Origin of the sequence: Escherichia sp. E1V33 (genome assembly GCF_004211955.1) — a bacterium.
GTDB lineage: Bacteria > Pseudomonadota > Gammaproteobacteria > Enterobacterales > Enterobacteriaceae > Escherichia.
This window is the reverse complement of sequence record NZ_RHJI01000019.1, coordinates 87,780-110,956: the sequence shown is the minus strand read 5'-3', so window position 1 is coordinate 110,956 and position 23,177 is coordinate 87,780. Positions and strand designations below refer to the sequence as shown.

Below are 23,177 nucleotides of genomic sequence, written 5' to 3'. Positions count from 1 at the left end.
ACTTTGTCAACAATCTGACGTTAGCATCAGAAGTGAGTATTAATGCTCATATACCACGTACGTCCCGGCTCGTTATAGGTATACGCCCCGGCACCCGCGATATAGTTGGCTCCTGCCAGATCGCCCGTGGTCTGGGCATTACCCGCACGCCACAAACGTTTGTCGAACAGGTTGTCCACGCCGCCAGTCAGACTTACGTTCCTGGTCACATCCCAGGTCGCGCTCAGACCCACAATGCTGTACGGACTGATTTCTTTGGTTTCCGGGCCAACCGCTGGCTGACCTTTATAGTTGTATTTCTTCGGCTGCTGTTTGCCGTACCAGGTGAAGGTCGTTTGCATCGACAAATCTTCCCGTGCCTGCCAGCTCAGCGTTGAGTTCAACGTATACTCCGGGATGATCGACAAACGGTCTCCCGTGGTTTTGTTTTCACTCTTCAGCATATAAGTGATGTTATTGGTCCACATCACCGTTTCACTAACCGGTACGTTTAACGATCCTTCCAGACCTTCAACCACCGCTTTCGGCACGTTATCCCACTGATAGAGATCGGTGCCGGCTGCGTTTTGTCCTACAGCCACATAGCCCGCTTCAATCTTATTGCGATAATCGTTGCGGAACCAGGTCACACCCGCCAGCCAGCCATCGCGTTTGAACTCCAGACCAATTTCTTTGTTGATGCTGGTTTCCGCTTTCAGGTCATCATTACCCTGCAGATAGCAGCCGCCCGCGCTGGCATAGCAGCCCTGACCTTTACTGTAGAGAATGTAGTTCGGGTTAGTCTGGTACAGGCTCGGCGCTTTATAGGCGCGGGCAATGCCCATTTTCAGCGTGAAGTCATCGCCTAAACCTTGCGATATGTTCAGCGCCGGGCTCCAGTTATTGCCGACAATACTGTGATGATCGAAACGCAGCCCCGGCGTTACGATGGTGCTGTCAGTCAGCTCCATATTGTTTTCGGCAAACAGCGAGAAAATTTCTGCTTTTGAATACGGGCTACGGTCGGTGGCACTCACACCATCAATAGCACCGCCAGTGTTCGTCCCGGTCAGCGCCTGGGTGTTGGAACTTAAGTCCTTCATCCGCTGCTGATTCCACTCAGTCCCCAGCGTCAGCGTTTGGTTAACGAGGAAATCAATCGGCAGGTTAACTTCGCTGTGCAGCATCACGTCATCAAGATCGATATCGACGAAATCCTGTGTCGCTTTTTCGTTAAATTTCCCTTCGGTACCGCCCGCCAGACCTTCCGGAATACGCGAGTTACGGGTGTGTTCGTACTGCACCCAGTTGCTGGTGGTCACGCCGTTATCCCAGCCACCGTTCCAGGTCAGCGAGTAGTTCTGGCGATACAGGCGGTTGGTTTCATCGCCATATTTCGAGCGAGTATAGGAGTCAGAGTTGGTGTTCTGGGTATCGCCCGCATACAGGTTACCCTGGCGGCTGTAGCCCGCTTCCAGTTCAAGTGATTGCAGAGGAGCGAAATCCCAGCGAACTACGCCATTAATATCCTTGTTGATTACCCCCTCGCGCCCGGCTGGCAGCGTATCCGCATATGTACCGGCACGTGCAGACTGATGCCCCTGGTTAATATCCCACGCGTCAGCCTGGGTTTTGTCGAGGTTGCCATACAAGCGGAAGCTGAATTCGTCGCCCAGCGGACCGGTCAGGCTGAAGTTGGTGCGTTTGGTAGCACCTTCCTCTTTATGTTCTGGCGCATTGAAATAAGCGTCCCAGGAGCCGTGCCATTCGCCGCTGCCTTTTTTGGTGATGATGTTAACCACGCCGCCCGCCGCGCCATTGCCATAACGCGCAGCTGCCGGACCTCGCAGAACTTCAATACGTTCAATCATTTCAGGTGGCACCCAAGAAGTATCACCACGGGTATCGCGCTCGCCACGCCAGCCCTGACGCACCGAGTTACGGCTGCTGACCGGCTTGCCGTCAATTAAAATCAGCGTGTTTTCCGGCCCCATGCCGCGAATATCAATCTGGCGGTTATTCCCTCGCTGACCACTGGTGGAGTTGCCGGTCAGGTTAACGCCTGGCATGGTACGGATAATCTCCGACACATCGCGGGCAACGGGGTTTTTGCGGATTTCATCTGCGGTGATGGTCGAAACGCCAGGCGCCTGCAAGTTCTGCTCGGCGGCGGTAACGACAATAGTATCGTCATGTGAAACAGGAGTATCGGTCGGCTCTTGTGCCTGCGCTACCCCATAAATCCCCAGATTGACCAACAAGGCCAGGGAATGAATCTTCTTGTTCATTGTTTTATTCCTGCATTTTTGCCACGAATTGCAACTGTCGGGCGTAGTCGTCATCAGCATGACGTTGCCCGCTACCGCGAAAGCCTTTGATCCTGAAAGACACGCAGTGCAGTTGGTTAATAAATGTCCGCGCTTCCCACGGCGCGCCATTACGCTATTGCAAATGCAAATAGTTATCAATAATATTATCAATATATTTCTGCAATCAATGAAAAATTGCACAGTAAACATGGGGTTATGGTGTGACGGCGTTAAAAGTAGGAAGTGAGAGCTGGTGGCAGTCGAAACATGGCCCGGAATGGCAGCGTCTGAATGACAAAATGTTTGAGGTCACTTTCTGGTGGCGTGATCCACAAGGTTCTGAAGAATACTCGACGATAAAGCGCGTATGGGTCTACATCACTGGCGTGACCGATCACCATCAGAACAGCCAGCCCCAGTCGATGCAGCGAATTGCAGGTACCAACGTCTGGCAGTGGACGACACAACTCAATGCCAACTGGCGCGGCAGCTACTGTTTTATTCCCACCGAACGCGATGACATTTTTTCTGCACCATCCCCCGATCGCCTCGAATTACGTGAAGGCTGGCGAAAACTATTACCCCAGGCAATAGCCGATCCGCTGAATCCACAAAGCTGGAAAGGCGGGCGAGGGCACGCTGTTTCTGCACTCGAAATGCCGCAAGCGCCTCTGCAACCGGGATGGGATTGTCCGCAAGCGCCAGAAATACCAGCCAAAGAAATTATCTGGAAAAGTGAACGGTTGAAAAATTCACGTCGTGTATGGATTTTTACCACCGGCGATGTAACAGCAGAAGAACGCCCGCTGGCAGTTTTGCTCGATGGCGAATTTTGGGCGCAAAGTATGCCCGTCTGGCCTGTGCTGACTTCGCTGACCCATCGTCAGCAACTTCCTCCCGCCGTGTATGTGTTGATCGACGCTATCGACACCACGCACCGCGCCCACGAACTGCCGTGTAATGCGGATTTCTGGCTGGCCGTACAGCAAGAGTTATTACCCCTGGTAAAAGCTATTGCCCCTTTTAGCGATCGCGCCGATCGCACCGTGGTTGCCGGGCAGAGTTTTGGTGGGCTTTCCGCGCTGTATGCCGGACTGCACTGGCCTGAACGCTTTGGCTGTGTATTAAGCCAGTCAGGGTCGTATTGGTGGCCGCATCGGGGCGGGCAGCAAGAGGGCGTGTTACTTGAAAAGCTAAAAGCTGGTGAAGTTAGCGCCGAAGGTCTGCGCATTGTGCTGGAAGCGGGTATTCGCGAGCCGATGATCATGCGGGCCAATCAGGCGCTGTATGCGCAATTACACCCCATAAAAGAATCCATTTTCTGGCGTCAGGTTGACGGCGGACATGATGCGCTTTGTTGGCGCGGTGGCTTGATGCAGGGGCTAATCGACCTCTGGCAACCACTTTTCCATGACAGGAGTTGAATATGGCATTCAGTAATCCCTTCGATGATCCACAGGGAGCGTTTTACATTTTGCGCAATGCGCAGGGGCAATTCAGTCTGTGGCCGCAACAATGCCTCTTACCGGCAGGCTGGGACATTGTATGTCAGCCGCAGTCACAAGAGTCCTGCCAGCAGTGGCTGGAAGCCCACTGGCGTACTCTGACACCGACGAATTTCACCCAGTTGCAGGAGGTGCAATGAGCCAGCATTTACCTTTGGTCGCTGCACAGCCCGGCATCTGGATGGCAGAAAAACTGTCAGATTTGCCCTCCGCCTGGAGCGTGGCGCATTACGTTGAGTTAACTGGAGAGGTTGATGCGCCATTACTGGCCCGCGCGGTGGTTGCCGGATTAGCGCAAGCAGATACGCTGCGGATGCGTTTTACGGAAGATAACGGCGAAGTCTGGCAGTGGGTCGATGATGCGCTGACGTTCGAACTGCCAGAAATTATCGACCTGCGAACCAACATTGATCCGCACGGTACTGCGCGGGCATTAATGCAGGCGGATTTGCAACAAGATCTGCGCGTCGATAGTGGTAAACCACTGGTCTTTCACCAGCTGATACAGGTGGCAGATAACCGCTGGTACTGGTATCAGCGTTATCACCATTTGCTGGTCGATGGCTTCAGTTTCCCGGCCATTACCCGCCAGATCGCCAACATTTACTGCGCATTGCTGCGTGGTGAGCCAACGCCTGCTTCGCCGTTTACTCCTTTCGCTGATGTGGTAGAAGAGTACCAGCAATACCGCGAAAGCGAAGCCCGGCAGCGTGATGCAGCATTCTGGGCGGAACAGCGTCGTCAACTGCCACCGCCCGTGTCACTTTCTCCGGCACCTTTACCGGGGCGCAGCGCTTCGGCAGATATTCTGCGCCTGAAACTGGAATTTACCGACGGGGAATTCCGCCAGCTGGCTACGCAACTTTCAGGTATGCAGCGTACCGATTTAGCCCTTGCGCTGGCAGCCTTGTGGCTGGGGCGATTGTGCAATCGCATGGACTACGCCGCCGGATTTATCTTTATGCGTCGACTGGGCTCGGCGGCGCTGACGGCTACCGGACCCGTGCTCAACGTTTTGCCGTTGGGTATTCACATTGCGGCACAGGAAACGCTGCCGGAACTGGCAACCCGACTGGCAGCACAACTGAAAAAAATTCGTCGTCATCAACGTTACGATGCCGAACAAATTGTCCGTGACAGCGGGCGAGCGGCAGGTGATGAACCGCTGTTTGGTCCGGTACTCAATATCAAGGTATTTGATTACCAACTGGATATTCCTGGTGTTCAGGCGCAAACCCATACCCTGGCAACCGGTCCGGTTAATGACCTTGAACTGGCCCTGTTCCCGGATGAACATGGTGATTTGAGTATTGAGATCCTCGCCAATAAACAGCGTTACGATGAGCCAACGTTAATCCAGCATGCTGAACGCCTGAAAATGCTGATCGCCCAATTCGCCACGGATCCGGCGCTGTTGTGTGGCGATGTCGATATTATGCTGCCAGGTGAATATGCGCAGCTGGCGCAGATCAACGCCACTCAGGTTGAGATTCCAGAAACCACGCTTAGCGCGCTGGTGGTAGAACAAGCGGCAAAAACACCGGATGCTCCGGCGCTGGCAGATGCGCGTTACCAGTTCAGCTATCGGGAAATGCGCGAGCAGGTGGTGGCGCTGGCGAATCTGCTGCGTGAGCGCGGCGTTAAACCTGGCGACAGCGTGGCGGTGGCGCTACCGCGCTCGGTCTTTTTGACTCTGGCGCTACATGCGATAGTTGAAGCTGGTGCGGCCTGGTTACCGCTGGATACCGGCTATCCGGACGATCGCCTGAAAATGATGCTGGAAGATGCGCGTCCGTCGCTGTTAATCACCACCGACGATCAACTGCCGCGCTTTGCCGATGTTCCAGATTTAACCAGCCTTTGCTATAACACCCCGCTTACACCGCAGGGCAGTGCGCCGCTGCAACTTTCACAACCGCACCACACGGCTTATATCATCTTTACCTCCGGTTCCACCGGCAGGCCGAAAGGGGTAATGGTCGGGCAGACGGCTATCGTCAACCGCCTGTTATGGATGCAAAATCACTACCCGCTTACAGGCGAAGATGTCGTTGCCCAAAAAACGCCGTGCAGTTTTGACGTCTCGGTGTGGGAGTTTTTCTGGCCGTTTATCGCAGGGGCAAAACTGGTGATGGCTGAACCGGAAGCGCACCGTGACCCGCTCGCTATGCAGCAATTCTTTGCCGAATATGGCGTAACGACCACGCACTTTGTGCCGTCGATGCTGGCGGCATTTGTTGCATCGCTGACTCCGGAAACCGCTCGCCAGAGTTGCGCGACCTTGAAACAGGTTTTCTGTAGTGGTGAAGCCTTACCGGCTGATTTATGCCGCGAATGGCAACAGTTAACCGGCGCGCCGTTACATAATCTGTATGGCCCAACGGAAGCGGCGGTGGATGTGAGCTGGTATCCGGCTTTTGGCGAGGAACTGTCAGAGGTGCGCGGCAGCAGCGTGCCGATTGGTTATCCGGTGTGGAATACGGGCCTGCGTATTCTTGATGCGATGATGCATCCGGTGCCGCCGGGTGTGGCGGGAGATCTCTATCTCACTGGCATTCAACTGGCACAGGGCTATCTTGGACGCCCCGATCTGACCGCCAGCCGCTTTATTGCCGATCCTTTTGTCCCAGGTGAACGGATGTACCGTACCGGAGACGTTGCCCGCTGGCTGGATAACGGCGCGGTGGAGTACCTCGGGCGCAGTGACGATCAGCTAAAAATTCGCGGGCAGCGTATCGAACTGGGCGAAATCGATCGCGTGATGCAGGCGCTGCCGGATGTCGAACAAGCCGTTACCCACGCCTGTGTGATTAACCAGGCGGCAGCCACCGGTGGTGATGCGCGTCAGTTGGTGGGCTATCTGGTGTCGCAATCAGGTCTGCCGTTGGATACCAGCGCATTACAGGCACAGCTTCGCGAAACATTGCCGCCGCATATGGTGCCGGTCGTTCTGCTGCAACTTCCACAGTTACCTCTTAGCGCCAACGGCAAGCTGGATCGCAAAGCCTTACCGTTGCCTGAACTTAAGGCACAAACGCCGGGGCGTGCGCCGAAAGCGGGCAGTGAAACGATTATCGCTGCGGCATTCGCGTCGTTGCTGGGTTGTGACGTGCAGGATGCCGATGCTGATTTCTTCGCGCTTGGCGGTCATTCGCTACTGGCAATGAAACTGGCAGCGCAGTTAAGTCGGCAGTTTGCCCGTCAGGTGACGCCGGGGCAGGTGATGGTCGCGTCAACCGTCGCCAAACTGGCAACGATTATTGATGGTGAAGAGGACAGCTCCCGGCGCATGGGATTCGAAACCCTTCTGCCGTTGCGTGAAGGTAATGGCCCGACGCTGTTTTGTTTCCATCCGGCATCCGGTTTTGCCTGGCAGTTTAGCGTGCTCTCGCGTTATCTCGATCCACAATGGTCGATTATCGGCATTCAGTCGCCGCGCCCTCATGGCCCCATGCAGACAGCGACGAACCTGGATGAAGTCTGCGAAGCGCATCTGGCAACGTTACTTGAGCAACAACCGCACGGCCCTTATTACCTGCTGGGTTATTCGCTGGGCGGTACGCTGGCGCAGGGCATTGCGGCGCGGCTGCGTGCCCGTGGCGAACAGGTGGCATTTCTTGGCTTGCTGGATACCTGGCCGCCAGAAACGCAAAACTGGCAGGAGATAGAGGCCAATGGCCTGGATCCGGAAGTGCTGGCGGAGATTAACCGCGAGCGCGAAGCCTTCCTGGCGGCCCAGCAGGGAAGTACTTCAACGGAGCTATTTACCACCATTGAAGGCAATTATGCCGATGCAGTGCGGCTATTGACCACCGCCCATAGTGAAACGTTTGATGGTAAAGCCACGCTGTTTGTTGCAGAACGTACACTTCAGGAAGGTATGAGTCCCGAACGCGCCTGGTCGCCGTGGATTGCCGAGCTGGATATTTATCGTCAGGATTGTGCGCATGTGGATATTATTTCTCCAATAGCATTTGAAAAAATTGGACCAATTATTCAAGCAGCACTAAATAAATAACTTTATCTTAAATACAAATCCATAATTACTATAAATAATTATGGATTTTGTTATTTACCGTATTAATATTTCCTGAGAGGTTTGTCTGAAAATGTGCCAAACATTGCGTTTGCTGCGTGGAATTTACAAAGTTCAGCTTCGGATAATTCTCACCAACTGGTAAAGTGTGCGTCGTGGAGATTTACCCTCATTGGACTCATTTTCAGGTTATACCGTATGTCAACACTGAATATTAAGCAGGAAAGCGACTCGCATTTTCCCGATTATCATCTGCCGCCAGTTGGTAATAATGAAATTGATTTACTTAATCTTATCGAGGTTTTATGGCACGCAAAAAAACAGATTATGGCTGTTGTTTTTGCCTTTGCCTGCATCGGGTTGCTGGCGTCATTCCTCTTACCGCAAAAATGGACCAGCGCGGCGGTTGTCACGCCGGCAGAACCAGTGCAATGGCAAGACCTGGAGAAAACATTCACTAACCTTCGTATACTCGATCTGGATATCAAAATTGATCGTACAGAAGCATTTAACCTGTTTATCAAGAAGTTTCAGTCCATCAGTTTGTTGGAAGATTATCTTCGTTCAACACCGTATGTCATGGACCAATTAAAAGAGGCGAAAATTGATGAACAGGAGTTGCATCGGGCTATTGTCACATTGAGCGAGAAGATGAAAGCGGTTGATGACAACGCCAGTAAGAAAAATGAGCAGTCCGCGTTATATACATCCTGGACGTTAAGTTTCACCGCACCAACCCGTGAAGAGGCGCAGACAGTATTGGCAGGATATATCAATTACATCTCTGCTCTGGTGGTGAACGAGTTGATAGAAAATGTGCGCAATAAACTGGAACTTAAAACCCAGTTTGAAAAAGAAAAACTGGCTCAGGACCGCATTAAAATGAAAAATCAACTTGATGCAAACATTCAGCGCCTCAATTATTCACTCGACATTGCCAACGCGGCAGGAATTAAAAAGCCCGTTTACAGTAATGGTCAGGCCGTTAAAGATGACCCTGATTTTTCTATTTCGCTCGGTGCTGACGGTATAGCACGTAAGCTGGAGATTGAAAAGTCAGTCACGGATGTTGCGGAATTGAATGGTGAGTTACGTAATCGTCAATATCTTGTTGAGCAATTAACAAAAGCAAATATCGATGACATTAAATTTACTCCGTTTAAATATCAATTAAGCCCGTCATTACCGGTTAAAAAGGATGGTCCGGGTAAGGCGATTATCGTGATTCTTTCAGCCTTAATGGGTGGCATAGTTGCTTGCGGTGGCGTGCTTTTACATTATGCGATGGCATCCAGAAAACGGGATGCCATGATCGAGATGGACGGTCGATTAGTTTAAATTTTCGCGGTTGAAGGTGCCGTTCGTCCGAGCGGCACCACGAGCGGCGTTCCGGCCACCGGATCGTCAATAATCATGCAGCGCAGACCATAAATGCGCTCGATCAGTTCAGCCGTGACAATCTCTTTCGGCGCTCCCTGAGCAACAATTTTCCCTTCCCGCAAAGCAATCAAATGGCTGGCGTAACGGCAGGCCTGGTTAAGATCGTGCAGCACCGCCGCCAGGGTATAGCCTTTCTCTCGGTTCAGCTCGCTTAACAACTCCAGTAAATCAATCTGATAACTGATATCCAGCCAGGTCGTTGGTTCGTCGAGCAGCATAATTGCCGTTTCCTGGGCCAGCACCATCGCGATCCACGCTCGCTGGCGTTGCCCACCGGAAAGGGTATCCACGCTTTGATCTGCCAGATGAGTTATTCCCGTGGCCTGCATCGCTTTCGTTACCGCTTCTTCATCCTCTTTGCGCCAGCGGGTAAACAGCGGTTGATGCGGGTAACGTCCACGCGCCACCAGCTCCTGCACGGTGATATCTCCCGGCGTGGTGGCATTTTGCGCCAACAGACCAATCCGCCGGGCAACTTCTTTACTGGCGTAATGTTGAATGTGCTCGCCATCCAGCCAGACATGCCCATGAGCAGGCGTCATCAGGCGGCTTAAGGTACGCAGTAACGTGGATTTACCGCAGCCATTTGGCCCGATAATTGCCGTGAAGTGACCATCAGGTATTTCTACAGTCAGATTTTCCGCAACGGTATATTTGCCATATCCCAGGGTTAACTGTTCGCCGCGCAAACGGGCTACTGATTCGGTCATTTTTTGCGAGACTCCTGAATTAACAAGACGATAAGGTAAATACCGCCGAGGCTGACGGTAACGACGCCAACCGGAAGTTGATACGGCATAAACAGTTGTTGGGCGCAGAGATCGGCCGCCAGCAGTAACAGCGCCCCGCACAGCGCCGCCTGGGTCAGCCCCCAGCGAGCGGTGCCGCTAATGCGTCGGGCAATGTGCGGCGCGACTAAAGCAATAAAGGAAATCGGCCCGGCAAGCGCCGTTGCCGCAGCGGTAAGCACCACTGCAACCAGCATCATTAACAGACGCGAACGTTCGACGCTGACGCCCAGCGCACACGCGGTATCATCGCCCATTTCCAGCAAGCGCATTCGCCGCACCAGCAAGGCGGCGGCAATGAGCATCAATATAATGATGGGTGCGGAGGGCGAGGTTTTTGCCCACGTCAGGCCATTGAGCGATCCGGCATTCCACAAACCTGCTGTTAGCGCCGTTTCTAAAGACGCTTTCAGCAGCAGCCAGGTATTAAAGGCCACCAGCATGGCGCGAACGCCGATGCCGATAATAATCAACCGAAAGGTGTCGATACCGTTACGCCAGGCGAGCAGCCAGACCAACAGCGAAGTGACAATGCCGCCCACCATTGCTGACAGCGCGATAGCCGTCAGGTCCTGACCAAACAGCACCATCGCCACCAGCACGCCGCTCCACGCCCCGGTGTTAAAGCCCATTACGTCAGGGCTGCCGAGCGGGTTACGCATCAGCGACTGAAAAATCGCGCCACTGACGCCCAGTGCTGCGCCAATCAACAGCGCCATCAGCACGCGTGGTAAACGCCATTCGGTGACCACCATCGTCATACTGCGCGGCGCATCGCCCATCAGCGCGGCGAATACCTGCGAGGTTTCCAGCGTGACGGCACCGCTGCGTAATCCCCAGATACCTGCAACCACACAGGCGGAAACCAGCAGCAAACAGGTGATGAGTAATCGGCGAGAGACGTAAATCATGCACCACCTCGCGTTTTACGTCGCACGAGGAAGATCAGCACCGGTGCACCAATAAACGCACTGACCACAGAAACGCGCAGTTCGCCGGGCACAATCACCCGCCCGATGATATCGGCAAACAGCAGCAGGGCAGGGGTAGCAAGTAGCGTGACGGGCAGTGACCAGCGATGATCGGCACCCACCAGCCAGCGCGCCATATGCGGCATCATCAGGCCAATAAAGGCAATCGGGCCAACTACCGCCGTCGCACTACCACAAAGCACGGTAATCGCCAGCAGGCCAATTAACTGCGTCCGTGCCACGCGACTACCCAGCGCCGTCGCGGTGTCACTGCCGAGGCTCAAACTGTTCAGCGCGCGACTCAGTAATAGCGCAGTTGCTCCGGCGATCAGCACCGGGATCAGCACCACCTTTAAGGTATGTAGATTGCGAATATCCAGCGAACCGGCTTGCCAGAAACGCAGTTGATCATAGACGTCAGGGTTGAGCAGGGCTATGCCGCTGGTCAGCCCTTCAAGCACCGCCGCCAGCGCTACGCCCGCCAGGGTTAAACGCACCGGACTTAACTGCCCGCCGCCCTGGCTGCCGGTAAAGGCAACAATCAACGAGGCCACCAGCGCCCCGGCGAAGGCCATCGCCAGTTGTTCCTGTGCGGAAGAGTAACCAAACAGCGCCGCACCCAGCACAATGGCAAAGCTGGCTCCGGCGTTCACGCCAAGCAAGCCGGGGTCGGCAAGTGGGTTACGGGTGAGGGTTTGCATTAACGCCCCGGCAAGGCCAAGCGCGCCGCCTGCCAGTAAACCGGCAAGGGTACGCGGCAGCCGCGCGTCGAGCACGATGGTGCAGTCGGCGCTCTGGCAGGTGCCGGAGAAGGCCTCCAGCACTACGGAAGCGGGGAGTGATTTTGCCCCAATGAGCAGACTTAATGCCGTCGCGATAATCAGTAATAACAGCAATCCGGGCACGGCAATGGCGCGTGTCACGGCAACAGAACCAGACATACGAACTTCCATGATAATGAAATTAATTATCGTTATCGATCTTATTTGGATATGTTAGCATGTGCAGCCTAAGAATAGGTATTTAAAATATTTGATGGCAAGGCATTGTAATGAATAAACAATCCTGGCTGCTTAACCTCAGCCTGTTGAAAACGCACCCGGCGTTTCGCGCAGTATTCCTCGCTCGTTTTATCTCAATTGTGTCTCTGGGGTTGCTCGGCGTCGCGGTGCCCGTGCAGATCCAGATGATGACACATTCCACCTGGCAGGTGGGGCTTTCGGTGACGCTGACCGGCGGCGCGATGTTTGTTGGCCTGATGGTCGGCGGTGTGCTGGCGGATCGCTATGAGCGCAAAAAAGTGATTTTGCTGGCGCGCGGCACCTGTGGCATTGGCTTCATTGGACTGTGCCTGAACGCGCTGCTGCCGGAGCCGTCATTGCTGGCAATCTATTTACTTGGTTCATGGGATGGTTTTTTCGCATCACTTGGCGTTACGGCGCTACTGGCGGCGACACCTGCACTGGTAGGGCGTGAAAACTTAATGCAGGCCGGGGCGATCACCATGTTGACCGTGCGTCTGGGGTCGGTGATTTCGCCCATGATTGGCGGTTTACTGCTGGCGACTGGCGGTGTGGCCTGGAACTACGGACTGGCGGCGGCGGGCACGTTTATTACCTTGCTACCGTTGTTAAGCCTTCCGGCACTGCCACCGCCACCGCAGCCGCGTGAGCATCCGTTGAAATCATTACTGGCAGGATTTCGTTTTCTACTCGCCAGCCCGCTGGTGGGAGGGATTGCGCTGCTGGGGGGGTTATTGACGATGGCGAGCGCGGTGCGGGTACTGTATCCGGCGCTGGCTGACAACTGGCAGATGTCGGCGGCACAGATTGGTTTTCTCTATGCGGCGATCCCGCTCGGCGCGGCTATTGGCGCGTTAACCAGCGGGAAGCTGGCACATAGCGCGCGACCAGGGTTATTGATGCTGCTCTCCACGCTAGGATCGTTCCTCGCCATTGGTCTGTTTGGCCTGATGCCGATGTGGATTTTAGGCGTGGTTTGTCTGGCGCTGTTCGGCTGGCTGAGCGCGGTCAGTTCGTTGCTGCAATACACAATGCTGCAAACGCAAACGCCTGAAGCGATGTTAGGGCGGATTAACGGTTTGTGGACGGCGCAAAACGTGACGGGCGATGCCATAGGCGCGGCGCTGCTGGGCGGTTTGGGAGCGATGATGACACCGGTGGCTTCCGCAAGCGCGAGCGGTTTTGGTTTGTTGATTATCGGCGTGTTGTTATTGCTGGTGCTGGTGGAGTTGCGACGTTTTCGCCAGACGCCGCCGCAGGTGACAGCGTCCGATAGTTAATGCTTAAAACAGCGCCTTAAGCCGTTCCAGCACTTGCATGGCGCTGTAGTAATCCAGACGGAACGTCTCGGTTCCCAGCGCATAAACCTGCTTGTTTTGTACTGCAGGCAGGTGCGCGAGCAGTGGATTGGCATAAATAGCATTGGCGTCTTTCTGATCACCGGCGAACAGGAATAGCGACTCGCCATTTAACCCTGCAGCCAGATTTTCCCCACCAAGCTGAATGATGTCATGGCGTTTACCCTGGCTTTGGCTGGCATTTAACCCTGCGGGTAACTTCGCCAGCGTAAAGCCGAGTTGTTCCAGCATCTGCCCTTGTGCTGATTCCGGCGTCCAGAGATTGGCACTGTGTGCAGCGGCGGTATAGACAATGGCAGTGACCGGCTGCGGCGGTAATTTGATTTGCTCTTTCGCCGCCGCCAGTTGCTTATCAAACTGTGCAATCCGTTCTGCCGCTTGTTTCTCATGCCCGGTAATTTCGCCAAGCTGCGTTAACAGCGACTGCCAGCTTTTGTCGTCGTAATTGATGATTAATGTCGGGGCGATGGTGGAAAGCTGATCGTACAGCGCCAGCGCCGAATCCCCGCCGGTTGCGCTAATTAAAATCAGATCCGGCATTTGCGCGGCAACGGCTTCGGCGCTCGGTTCGCCGATATAGAGCCGTTGTAGTTTGCGTTCTTTCGCCACCTTGCTCCACTGGCGTAAAAAGCCCTGGTCATCCGCTACGCGGTTATTCGGCGTGGTCGCGCCGCTGGCGATCACCGGAGCATCAATCGCCAGCAGTGAGCCGGTCAGGGTGACGCTGGTGGAAACAATACGCTGCGGCTGGCTTTCCAGGGTATGAGTGCCACGGCTGTCAGTAATCTGACGCGGCCAGTCGGCAGCCTGAACTGCGGCTATTCCTGAAAGCAAAAGTCCTGCCAATAGAAGGGCGTTACGGTAGAGCGGGGCGAGTCTCACAAATCAGCTTCCTGTTATTCATAAGGTTAAGGGAGTAATGACAAATTCGACAAAGCGCACCATCCGTCCCCTCGCCCCTTTGGGGAGAGGGGGCAGAGCGGCGCAGGACATCACATTGCGCTTATCCAAATTCATCAATAATGCTTCTCATTTTCATTGTAACGACAACCAGATGCAACCCCGAGTTGCAGATTGCGTTACCTCAAGAGTTGACATAGTGCGCGTTTGCTTTTAGGTTAGCGACCGAAAATATAAATGATAATCATTATTAAAGCCTTTATCATTTTGTGGAGGATGATATGGATACGTCACTGGCTGAGGAAGTACAGCAGACCATGGCAACACTTGCGCCCAATCGCTTTTTCTTTATGTCGCCGTACCGCAGTTTTACGACGTCAGGATGTTTCGCCCGCTTCGATGAACCGGCTGTGAATGGGGATTCGCCCGACAGTCCCTTCCAGCAAAAACTCGCCGCGCTGTTTGCCGATGCCAAAGCGCAGGGCATCAAAAATCCGGTGATGGTCGGGGCGATTCCCTTCGATCCACGTCAGCCTTCGTCGCTGTATATTCCTGAATCCTGGCAGTCGTTCTCCCGTCAGGAAAAACAAGCTTCCGCACGCCGTTTCACCCGCAGCCAGTTGCTGAATGTGGTGGAACGCCAGGCAATTCCGGAACAAACCACGTTTGAACAGATGGTTGCTCGCGCTGCCGCACTTACCGCCACGCCGCAGGTCGACAAAGTGGTGTTGTCACGGTTGATTGATATCACCACTGACGCCGCCATTGATAGTGGCGTATTGCTGGAACGGTTGATTGCGCAAAACCCGGTTAGTTACAACTTCCATGTCCCGCTGGCTGATGGTGGCGTCCTGCTGGGGGCCAGCCCGGAACTGCTGCTACGTAAAGACGGCGAGCGTTTTAGCTCCATTCCGTTAGCCGGTTCCGCGCGTCGTCAGCCGGATGAAGTGCTCGATCGCGAAGCGGGTAATCGTCTGCTGGCGTCAGAAAAAGATCGCCATGAACATGAACTGGTGACTCAGGCGATGAAAGAGGTACTGCGCGAACGCAGTAGTGAGTTACACGTTCCCTCCTCCCCACAACTGATCACCACGCCGACGCTGTGGCATCTCGCAACTCCCTTTGAAGGTAAAGCGAATTCGCAAGAAAACGCACTGACTCTGGCTTGTCTGCTGCATCCGACCCCCGCGCTGAGCGGTTTCCCGCATCAGGCCGCGACTCAGGTTATTGCTGAACTGGAGCCGTTCGACCGCGAACTGTTTGGCGGCATTGTGGGTTGGTGTGACAGCGAAGGTAACGGCGAATGGGTGGTGACCATCCGCTGCGCGAAGCTGCGGGAAAATCAGGTGCGCCTGTTTGCCGGAGCGGGGATTGTGCCTGCGTCGTCACCGTTGGGTGAGTGGCGCGAAACAGGCGTCAAACTTTCTACCATGTTGAACGTTTTTGGATTGCATTAAGGAGCGAGGATGAGCATTCCATTCACCCGCTGGCCGGAAGAGTTTGCCCGTCGCTATCGGGAAAAAGGCTACTGGCAGGATTTGCCGCTGACCGACATTCTGACTCGCCACGCTGCGAGTGACAGCATCGCGGTTATCGACGGCGAGCGACAGTTGAGTTACCGGGAGCTGAATCAGGCGGCGGATAACCTCGCGTGTAGTTTACGCCGTCAGGGCATTAAACCTGGTGAAACCGCGCTGGTACAACTGGGTAACGTCGCTGAATTGTATATTACCTTTTTCGCACTGCTGAAACTGGGCGTTGCGCCGGTGCTGGCGTTGTTCAGCCATCAGCGTAGTGAACTGAACGCCTATGCCAGCCAGATTGAACCCGCATTGCTGATTGCCGATCGCCAACATGCGCTGTTTAGCGGGGATGATTTCCTCAATACTTTCGTCACAGAACATTCCTCCATTCGCGTGGTGCAACTGCACAACGACAGCGGTGAGCATAACTTGCAGGATGCGATTAACCATCCGGCTGAGGATTTTACTGCCACGCCATCACCTGCTGATGAAGTGGCCTATTTCCAGCTTTCCGGCGGCACCACCGGCACACCGAAACTCATCCCGCGCACTCATAACGACTATTACTACAGCGTGCGTCGTAGCGTTGAGATTTGTCAGTTCACACAACAGACGCGCTACCTGTGCGCGATCCCGGCGGCTCATAACTACGCCATGAGTTCGCCGGGATCGCTGGGGGTATTTCTCGCTGGCGGCACTGTCGTTCTGGCGGCCGATCCCAGCGCCACGCTCTGCTTTCCATTGATTACAAAACATCAGGTTAACGTTACCGCGCTGGTGCCGCCGGCAGTCAGCCTGTGGTTGCAAGCGCTGACCGAAGGCGAAAGCCGGGCGCAGCTTGCCTCGCTGAAACTGTTACAGGTCGGCGGCGCACGCCTTTCTGCCACGCTTGCGGCGCGTATTCCCGCTGAGATTGGCTGCCAGTTGCAGCAGGTGTTTGGCATGGCGGAAGGGCTGGTGAACTACACCCGACTTGATGATAGCGCGGAGAAAATTATCCATACCCAGGGTTACCCAATGTGTCCGGACGATGAAGTGTGGGTTGCCGATGCCGAAGGAAATCCACTGCCGCAAGGGGAAGTTGGACGCCTGATGACGCGCGGGCCGTACACCTTCCGCGGTTATTACAAAAGCCCGCAGCACAATGCCAGTGCCTTTGATGCCAACGGTTTTTACTGTTCCGGCGATCTGATCTCTATTGATCCAGAGGGTTACATCACCGTGCAGGGGCGCGAGAAAGATCAGATCAACCGTGGCGGCGAGAAGATCGCTGCCGAAGAGATCGAAAACCTGCTGCTGCGCCATCCGGCGGTGATCTATGCCGCACTGGTGAGCATGGAAGATGAGCTGATGGGCGAAAAAAGCTGTGCTTATCTGGTGGTAAAAGAGCCGCTGCGCGCGGTGCAGGTGCGTCGTTTCCTGCGTGAACAGGGTATTGCCGAATTTAAATTACCGGATCGCGTGGAGTGTGTGGATTCACTTCCGCTGACGGCGGTCGGGAAAGTCGATAAAAAACAATTACGTCAGTGGCTGGCGTCACGCGCATCAGCCTGAAGGAGAGAACACGATGGCTATTCCAAAATTACAGGCTTACGCACTGCCGGAGTCTCACGATATCCCTAAGAATAAAGTCGACTGGACCTTTGAACCGCAACGTGCCGCGTTGTTAATCCATGATATGCAGGACTATTTTGTCAGCTTCTGGGGTGAGAACTGCCCGATGATGGCGCAGGTGATCGCCAATATTGCTGCGCTGCGCGACTACTGCAAACAGCACAATATCCCGGTTTATTACACCGCCCAGCCGAAAGAGCAAAGCGATGAAGATAGGGCGCTGTTGAATGATATGTGGGGGCCGGGCCTGACCCGCTCGCCGGAACAGCAAAAGGTGGTGGATCGCCTGACGCCAGATGCCGACGACACGGTGCTGGTGAAGTGGCGCTACAGCGCGTTTCATCGTTCTCCGCTGGAGCAAATGCTCAAAGAGAGTGGACGTAACCAGCTGATTATTACTGGGGTATATGCCCACATTGGCTGTATGACCACCGCAACCGACGCATTTATGCGCGATATTAAACCGTTTATGGTGGCGGATGCGCTGGCCGATTTCAGCCGTGACGAGCATTTGATGTCGCTGAAATATGTGGCCGGACGTTCTGGCCGGGTGGTGATGACCGAAGAATTACTGCCAGCACCTATCCCCGCCAGCAAAGCGGCGCTGCGTGAGGTGATCCTGCCGTTGCTGGACGAGTCCGATGAACCGTTCGATGACGACAACCTGATCGACTACGGTCTGGATTCGGTGCGCATGATGGCGCTGGCGGCGCGCTGGCGCAAAGTGCATGGCGATATCGACTTTGTCATGCTGGCGAAAAACCCGACCATCGACGCCTGGTGGAAGCTACTCTCCCGCGAGGTGAAATAATGGATTTCAGCGGTAAAAATGTCTGGGTAACCGGCGCAGGTAAAGGTATCGGCTACGCCACGGCGCTGGCGTTTGTTGAAGCGGGAGCGAAAGTCACAGGTTTTGATCAAGTGTTCGCTCAGGAGCAATATCCCTTTGCGACCGAAGTGATGGATGTTGCCGATGCTGCGCAGGTGGCGCAGGTATGTCAGCGACTGTTAGCTGAAACGGAGCGACTGGACGTGCTGGTCAATGCGGCGGGAATTTTGCGCATGGGCGCGACCGATCAGCTCAGCAAGGAGGACTGGCTGCAGACTTTTGCGGTCAACGTCGGCGGTGCGTTTAACCTGTTCCAGCAGACCATGAATCAGTTTCGCCGTCAGCGGGGTGGGGCGATTGTTACGGTAGCGTCCGACGCCGCACACACGCCGCGTATTGGCATGAGTGCCTATGGCGCATCGAAAGCGGCGCTGAAAAGCCTGGTGTTGAGCGTCGGGCTGGAACTGGCGGGTAGCGGCGTGCGCTGTAATGTGGTTTCGCCGGGCTCCACCGACACCGATATGCAACGCACGCTGTGGGTGAGCGATGACGCCGAAGAGCAGCGTATTCGCGGCTTTGGCGAGCAGTTTAAACTCGGCATTCCGCTGGGGAAAATCGCCCGTCCACAAGAGATCGCCAACACGATTTTGTTCCTCGCCTCTGACTTCGCCAGCCATATCACACTACAGGATATCGTTGTAGATGGCGGCTCAACGCTGGGGGCATAAGCATGATCTGGAAACGCCATTTAACGCTCGACGAGCTGAACGCCACCAGCGATAACACAATGGTGGCGCATCTGGGAATTGTGTATACCCGTCTGGGCGATGATGTGCTGGAAGCCGAAATGCCGGTTGATACCCGTACTCATCAGCCGTTTGGCCTGCTGCATGGCGGCGCGTCGGCGGCACTGGCGGAAACGCTGGGATCGATGGCCGGATTTATGATGACCCGCGACGGACAGTGTGTGGTGGGCACGGAACTTAACGCCACACATCATCGCCCGGTGTCTGAAGGCAAGGTGCGCGGCGTCTGCCAGCCGCTGCATCTTGGGCGGCAAAATCAGAGTTGGGAAATCGTCGTTTTCGATGAACAGGGGCGGCGTTGCTGCACTTGTCGGCTGGGTACGGCAGTTTTGGGATGAACCCGACAGAATTAAATGAGATTGCAGGAAAACTCGGTTAACGGAGTGATCGAGTTAACATTGTTAAGTTAAATATTGGTTTCAACTCCGATTTACATGGTTGCCGTGTTGTTAAATTGTACAAAGATGTTATAGAAACAAAATGTAACATCTCTATGGACACGCACACGGATAACAACTATGAACAAATCAGGGAAATACCTCGTCTGGACAGTGCTCTCTGTAATGGGAGCATTTGCTCTGGGATACATTGCTTTAAATCGTGGGGAGCAGATCAACGCGCTGTGGATTGTGGTGGCGTCGGTCTGTATCTATCTGATCGCTTACCGTTTTTATGGTCTGTATATCGCCAAAAATGTGCTGGCGGTTGACCCGACGCGTATGACGCCAGCGGTGCGCCATAACGACGGGCTGGACTATGTGCCGACGGACAAGAAAGTGCTGTTCGGTCACCATTTTGCGGCCATTGCCGGAGCAGGTCCGTTGGTTGGGCCGGTACTGGCGGCGCAAATGGGTTACCTGCCGGGGATGATCTGGCTGCTCGCCGGGGTGGTTCTCGCCGGTGCGGTGCAGGATTTCATGGTGCTGTTTGTTTCTACGCGCCGTGACGGTCGCTCGCTGGGTGAGCTGGTCAAAGAAGAGATGGGGCCAACCGCCGGGGTGATTGCGCTGGTTGCCTGCTTTATGATCATGGTCATTATCCTTGCAGTACTGGCGATGATCGTGGTGAAAGCCCTGACTCATAGTCCGTGGGGAACGTATACCGTTGCGTTCACCATTCCGCTGGCGCTGTTTATGGGGATCTACCTGCGCTATCTGCGTCCAGGGCGTATTGGCGAAGTGTCGGTGATTGGTCTGGTGTTCCTGATTTTCGCCATTATTTCTGGCGGCTGGGTGGCAGAAAGTCCGACCTGGGCACCGTACTTTGACTTTACCGGCGTGCAGCTGACCTGGATGCTGGTGGGTTACGGTTTTGTAGCGGCGGTGCTGCCGGTGTGGTTGCTGCTGGCTCCGCGCGACTACCTCTCTACCTTCCTGAAAATCGGGACTATCGTCGGTCTGGCGGTAGGGATTCTGATCATGCGTCCGACGCTGACCATGCCTGCGTTGACCAAATTTGTTGATGGCACTGGCCCGGTGTGGACCGGTAACCTGTTTCCGTTCCTGTTTATCACCATTGCCTGTGGCGCGGTGTCTGGCTTCCATGCGCTGATCTCTTCCGGCACCACGCCGAAGATGCTGGCGAACGAAGGACAGGCGTGCTTTATCGGCTACGGTGGGATGTTAATGGAATCCTTCGTGGCGATTATGGCGCTGGTTTCCGCCTGTATCATCGATCCAGGCGTTTACTTCGCCATGAACAGCCCAATGGCGGTGCTGGCTCCGGCAGGGACGGCGGATGTTGTCGCTTCTGCTGCGCAAGTGGTGAGTAGCTGGGGCTTTGCGATTACCCCGGATACGCTAAACCAGATTGCCAGCGAAGTGGGTGAACAGTCGATCATTTCCCGTGCGGGCGGTGCGCCAACGCTGGCGGTGGGGATGGCCTACATTCTGCACGGCGCGCTGGGCGGCATGATGGATGTGGCGTTCTGGTATCACTTCGCCATTTTGTTTGAAGCACTGTTTATTCTGACCGCAGTAGATGCAGGTACGCGTGCTGCGCGCTTTATGTTGCAGGATCTGCTGGGCGTGGTTTCTCCGGGCCTGAAACGGACCGATTCACTGCCTGCTAACCTGCTGGCAACGGCGCTGTGCGTGCTGGCGTGGGGCTACTTCCTCCATCAGGGTGTGGTCGATCCGCTGGGCGGTATTAACACTCTGTGGCCGCTGTTTGGTATTGCCAACCAGATGCTGGCAGGGATGGCGCTGATGCTCTGTGCCGTGGTGCTGTTCAAGATGAAACGTCAACGTTACGCCTGGGTGGCGCTGGTACCAACGGCCTGGCTGCTGATTTGTACCCTGACCGCTGGCTGGCAGAAAGCGTTTAGCCCGAATGCGAAAGTCGGCTTCCTGGCCATTGCTAACAAGTTCCAGGCAATGATCGACAGCGGCAATATTCCGTCGCAGTATACTGAGTCACAGCTGGCGCAACTGGTGTTCAACAACCGTCTGGATGCCGGGTTAACCATCTTCTTTATGGTGGTCGTAGTGGTTCTGGCGCTGTTCTCGATTAAAACGGCACTGGCGGCATTGAAAGATCCGAAGCCAACGGCGAAAGAAACGCCGTATGAGCCGATGCCGGAAAATGTCGAGGAGATCGTGGCGCAGGCGAAAGGCGCGCACTAAAGTCAGAGTGAGGGGGGATGTTGGCGAATGTTGGCATAGTGCCGAGGGTTCCCCCTCACCCTAACCCTCTCCCCGATGGGGCGAGGGGACTGACCGAGCGCGTTGATAGCTATTCAGCATTTGTAGGCCGGATAAGGCGTTCACGCCGCATCCGGCACTGATTACCGGAGGTAAAGATGTTTGATTCACTGGCAAAAGCCGGAAAATATTTAGGTCAGGCGGCGAAACTGATGATTGGTATGCCTGATTACGACAACTATGTCGAACATATGCGGGTCAATCATCCCGATCAAACGCCGATGACCTACGAGGAGTTTTTCCGTGAGCGGCAGGACGCTCGCTACGGTGGAAAAGGCGGCGCGCGCTGCTGCTAAATATGTACGTCAGGCTTTAAATGATTCCACTTTTTCGAACGCTGCACGCAACGTATCTGGTGTCAGCGTGACCGGCAGGTAATGAATGGATTCCACCGGACGTAAGGTGTGGGCAATCACTTTGTCGATCTCCGCCTGATTATTAATATCCACTTCCAGCTCCGCCAGCGTAGTCGGCAGATGAAAACGCTGATACGCCCCGGTTAATTGCGCCAGCACATCATCCTGACCCAGCAAGGCGCTTTGCACCAGAATTCCGTAGGCGACTTTGGTGCCGTGGAGAAACTTCTCGGTTTGTGGCAGGACAGTCAGACCGTTATGCACGGCATGGGCCGCAGCCACACGCGTAAAACGATCGCCCAGACCACCGACCATTCCACCCCCGGCGATAATCGCATCCACCACATCGCAAAATGATTGCGTTAACTGCTGATTTTGCTGATCGGCAAGCGCCTGTTCGCTATTGTTTAACAAGACGTCGCGAATGGCCTGCGCATTATTGATCCCCAGCCGCACGGTTAGCGGCAACGTTTCTGGCTGTGGAGCCAGCACCACCGCTTCATACCATTTCGCCAGCGTGTCACCGATCCCCGCCAGTAGATACTCTTGCGGTGCATTGAGGATAATCTCCGGTTCCACCAGCACCATAAAATTGGCGTCGTCGAAAATCTCATAATGCAGCGCCTGTCCGGCATCGTTATACCAGACGGAGAGCGGTGTCCAGGCGGCGCAGGTGGCGGCGATCGTCGGAACGGCAACAAATGGCAGACCGAGACGGCGGGCGAGGGCTTTCGCGGTGTCGAGTAGTGCGCCGCCGCCGACGCCAATCACCACGCTGCGATCGTCACCGGACTCAGCCGCCAGTTGCTGTACATCGCTTTCGCTGCAATGACCGCGAAACAAAATATGCTTTGCCCCCGGCAGTTCAAACGCTGGCGGAAGTTTGGTTTGCGCCGCAGTAATGGCGCGTTCGCCGTAGATCCACACCGCGCGAGAAAGCTGTTCATTAGTGAAAAAATCATGCAGGTGATTGAAACTTCCTGGATGTGAATAGTAGTTAGCCGGGCCGACGACCACGCGGATAGGATTGTGAGGCATG

Annotated in this window: 18 protein-coding genes; 12 read left to right on the top strand and 6 right to left on the bottom strand. The window is 54.9% G+C overall.

Annotated elements, in window-relative coordinates:
• Positions 1-26: 26 nt before the first annotated feature.
• Entirely contained in the window at positions 27-2,267 is a 2,241-nt protein-coding gene (fepA, locus tag D9742_RS17220; RefSeq protein WP_130237685.1) for a siderophore enterobactin receptor FepA, read from the bottom strand.
• A gap of 242 nt (positions 2,268-2,509) precedes the next feature.
• Here fepA and fes point away from each other — a divergent pair, with 242 nt between their 5' ends.
• From fes to wzz(fepE), 4 genes are all read left to right on the top strand, one after another.
• Positions 2,510-3,712, top strand: a complete 1,203-nt coding sequence (fes, locus tag D9742_RS17215; RefSeq protein ID WP_112844366.1) for an enterochelin esterase — start codon at positions 2,510-2,512, stop codon at positions 3,710-3,712.
• 2 nt (positions 3,713-3,714) lie between these two features.
• Positions 3,715-3,933 (top strand): enterobactin biosynthesis protein YbdZ, encoded by a 219-nt coding sequence (ybdZ, locus tag D9742_RS17210; RefSeq protein WP_130237684.1) that lies wholly within the window; start codon positions 3,715-3,717, stop codon positions 3,931-3,933.
• Positions 3,930-7,811 (top strand): enterobactin non-ribosomal peptide synthetase EntF, encoded by a 3,882-nt coding sequence (gene entF / locus D9742_RS17205; protein ID WP_130237683.1) that lies wholly within the window; start codon positions 3,930-3,932, stop codon positions 7,809-7,811. The genes ybdZ and entF overlap by 4 nt, the downstream gene beginning before the upstream one ends.
• 216 nt (positions 7,812-8,027) lie before the next feature.
• Positions 8,028-9,167, top strand: coding sequence for an LPS O-antigen length regulator Wzz(fepE) (gene wzz(fepE), locus D9742_RS17200; RefSeq protein WP_130237682.1), 1,140 nt, complete (start codon positions 8,028-8,030; stop codon positions 9,165-9,167).
• Here the strand turns inward: wzz(fepE) and fepC are convergent.
• The 3 genes from fepC to fepD are packed head-to-tail and all read right to left on the bottom strand — an operon-like array spanning position 9,164 to position 11,969.
• Positions 9,164-9,979 carry an iron-enterobactin ABC transporter ATP-binding protein gene (gene fepC / locus D9742_RS17195; protein WP_130237681.1) on the bottom strand — a complete coding sequence of 272 codons (816 nt, stop codon included), beginning with the start codon at positions 9,977-9,979 and terminating at the stop codon, positions 9,164-9,166. The genes wzz(fepE) and fepC overlap by 4 nt on opposite strands.
• Positions 9,976-10,968, bottom strand: a complete 993-nt coding sequence (fepG, locus tag D9742_RS17190) for an iron-enterobactin ABC transporter permease (RefSeq protein WP_000640988.1) — start codon at positions 10,966-10,968, stop codon at positions 9,976-9,978. Before fepG ends, fepC begins: the two co-directional genes overlap by 4 nt.
• Complete coding sequence (gene fepD / locus D9742_RS17185; RefSeq protein WP_001298899.1) at positions 10,965-11,969, bottom strand: Fe(3+)-siderophore ABC transporter permease; 1,005 nt, start codon at positions 11,967-11,969, stop codon at positions 10,965-10,967. The genes fepG and fepD overlap by 4 nt, the downstream gene beginning before the upstream one ends.
• Before the next feature lie 110 nt (positions 11,970-12,079).
• Between fepD and entS the strand changes: the two genes are divergently transcribed.
• Entirely contained in the window at positions 12,080-13,330 is a 1,251-nt protein-coding gene (entS, locus tag D9742_RS17180) for an enterobactin transporter EntS (protein ID WP_130237680.1), read from the top strand.
• A gap of 3 nt (positions 13,331-13,333) precedes the next feature.
• Here the strand turns inward: entS and fepB are convergent, their stop codons facing one another.
• Entirely contained in the window at positions 13,334-14,290 is a 957-nt protein-coding gene (gene fepB, locus D9742_RS17175; protein WP_130237679.1) for a Fe2+-enterobactin ABC transporter substrate-binding protein, read from the bottom strand.
• A 299-nt stretch (positions 14,291-14,589) separates the two neighbouring features.
• Between fepB and entC the strand changes: the two genes are divergently transcribed.
• The 7 genes from entC to D9742_RS17140 all read left to right on the top strand — a co-directional run bounded on the left by entC (position 14,590) and on the right by D9742_RS17140 (position 22,078).
• Positions 14,590-15,765 (top strand): isochorismate synthase EntC, encoded by a 1,176-nt coding sequence (gene entC / locus D9742_RS17170; protein ID WP_001382923.1) that lies wholly within the window; start codon positions 14,590-14,592, stop codon positions 15,763-15,765.
• A 9-nt stretch (positions 15,766-15,774) separates the two neighbouring features.
• Positions 15,775-17,385, top strand: a complete 1,611-nt coding sequence (entE, locus tag D9742_RS17165; RefSeq protein ID WP_130237678.1) for a (2,3-dihydroxybenzoyl)adenylate synthase EntE — start codon at positions 15,775-15,777, stop codon at positions 17,383-17,385.
• Between the two features lie 13 nt (positions 17,386-17,398).
• Positions 17,399-18,256: an enterobactin biosynthesis bifunctional isochorismatase/aryl carrier protein EntB gene (gene entB / locus D9742_RS17160; protein WP_130237677.1), complete on the top strand. Its 858-nt coding sequence runs from the start codon at positions 17,399-17,401 to the stop codon at positions 18,254-18,256.
• Positions 18,256-19,002 carry a 2,3-dihydro-2,3-dihydroxybenzoate dehydrogenase EntA gene (gene entA / locus D9742_RS17155; RefSeq protein WP_130237676.1) on the top strand — a complete coding sequence of 249 codons (747 nt, stop codon included), beginning with the start codon at positions 18,256-18,258 and terminating at the stop codon, positions 19,000-19,002. Before entB ends, entA begins: the two co-directional genes overlap by 1 nt.
• Before the next feature lie 2 nt (positions 19,003-19,004).
• Complete coding sequence (gene entH, locus D9742_RS17150) at positions 19,005-19,418, top strand: proofreading thioesterase EntH (protein ID WP_000637953.1); 414 nt, start codon at positions 19,005-19,007, stop codon at positions 19,416-19,418.
• Between the two features lie 180 nt (positions 19,419-19,598).
• Positions 19,599-21,704 carry a pyruvate/proton symporter CstA gene (cstA, locus tag D9742_RS17145; protein ID WP_130237675.1) on the top strand — a complete coding sequence of 702 codons (2,106 nt, stop codon included), beginning with the start codon at positions 19,599-19,601 and terminating at the stop codon, positions 21,702-21,704.
• 176 nt (positions 21,705-21,880) lie between these two features.
• Entirely contained in the window at positions 21,881-22,078 is a 198-nt protein-coding gene (locus tag D9742_RS17140) for a YbdD/YjiX family protein (RefSeq protein WP_000460431.1), read from the top strand.
• A gap of 9 nt (positions 22,079-22,087) precedes the next feature.
• On the opposite strand, the gene hcxA is transcribed toward D9742_RS17140, so the two are convergent.
• Complete coding sequence (gene hcxA, locus D9742_RS17135; protein WP_130237674.1) at positions 22,088-23,176, bottom strand: hydroxycarboxylate dehydrogenase HcxA; 1,089 nt, start codon at positions 23,174-23,176, stop codon at positions 22,088-22,090.
• Between the last annotated feature and the right edge of the window lies 1 nt (position 23,177).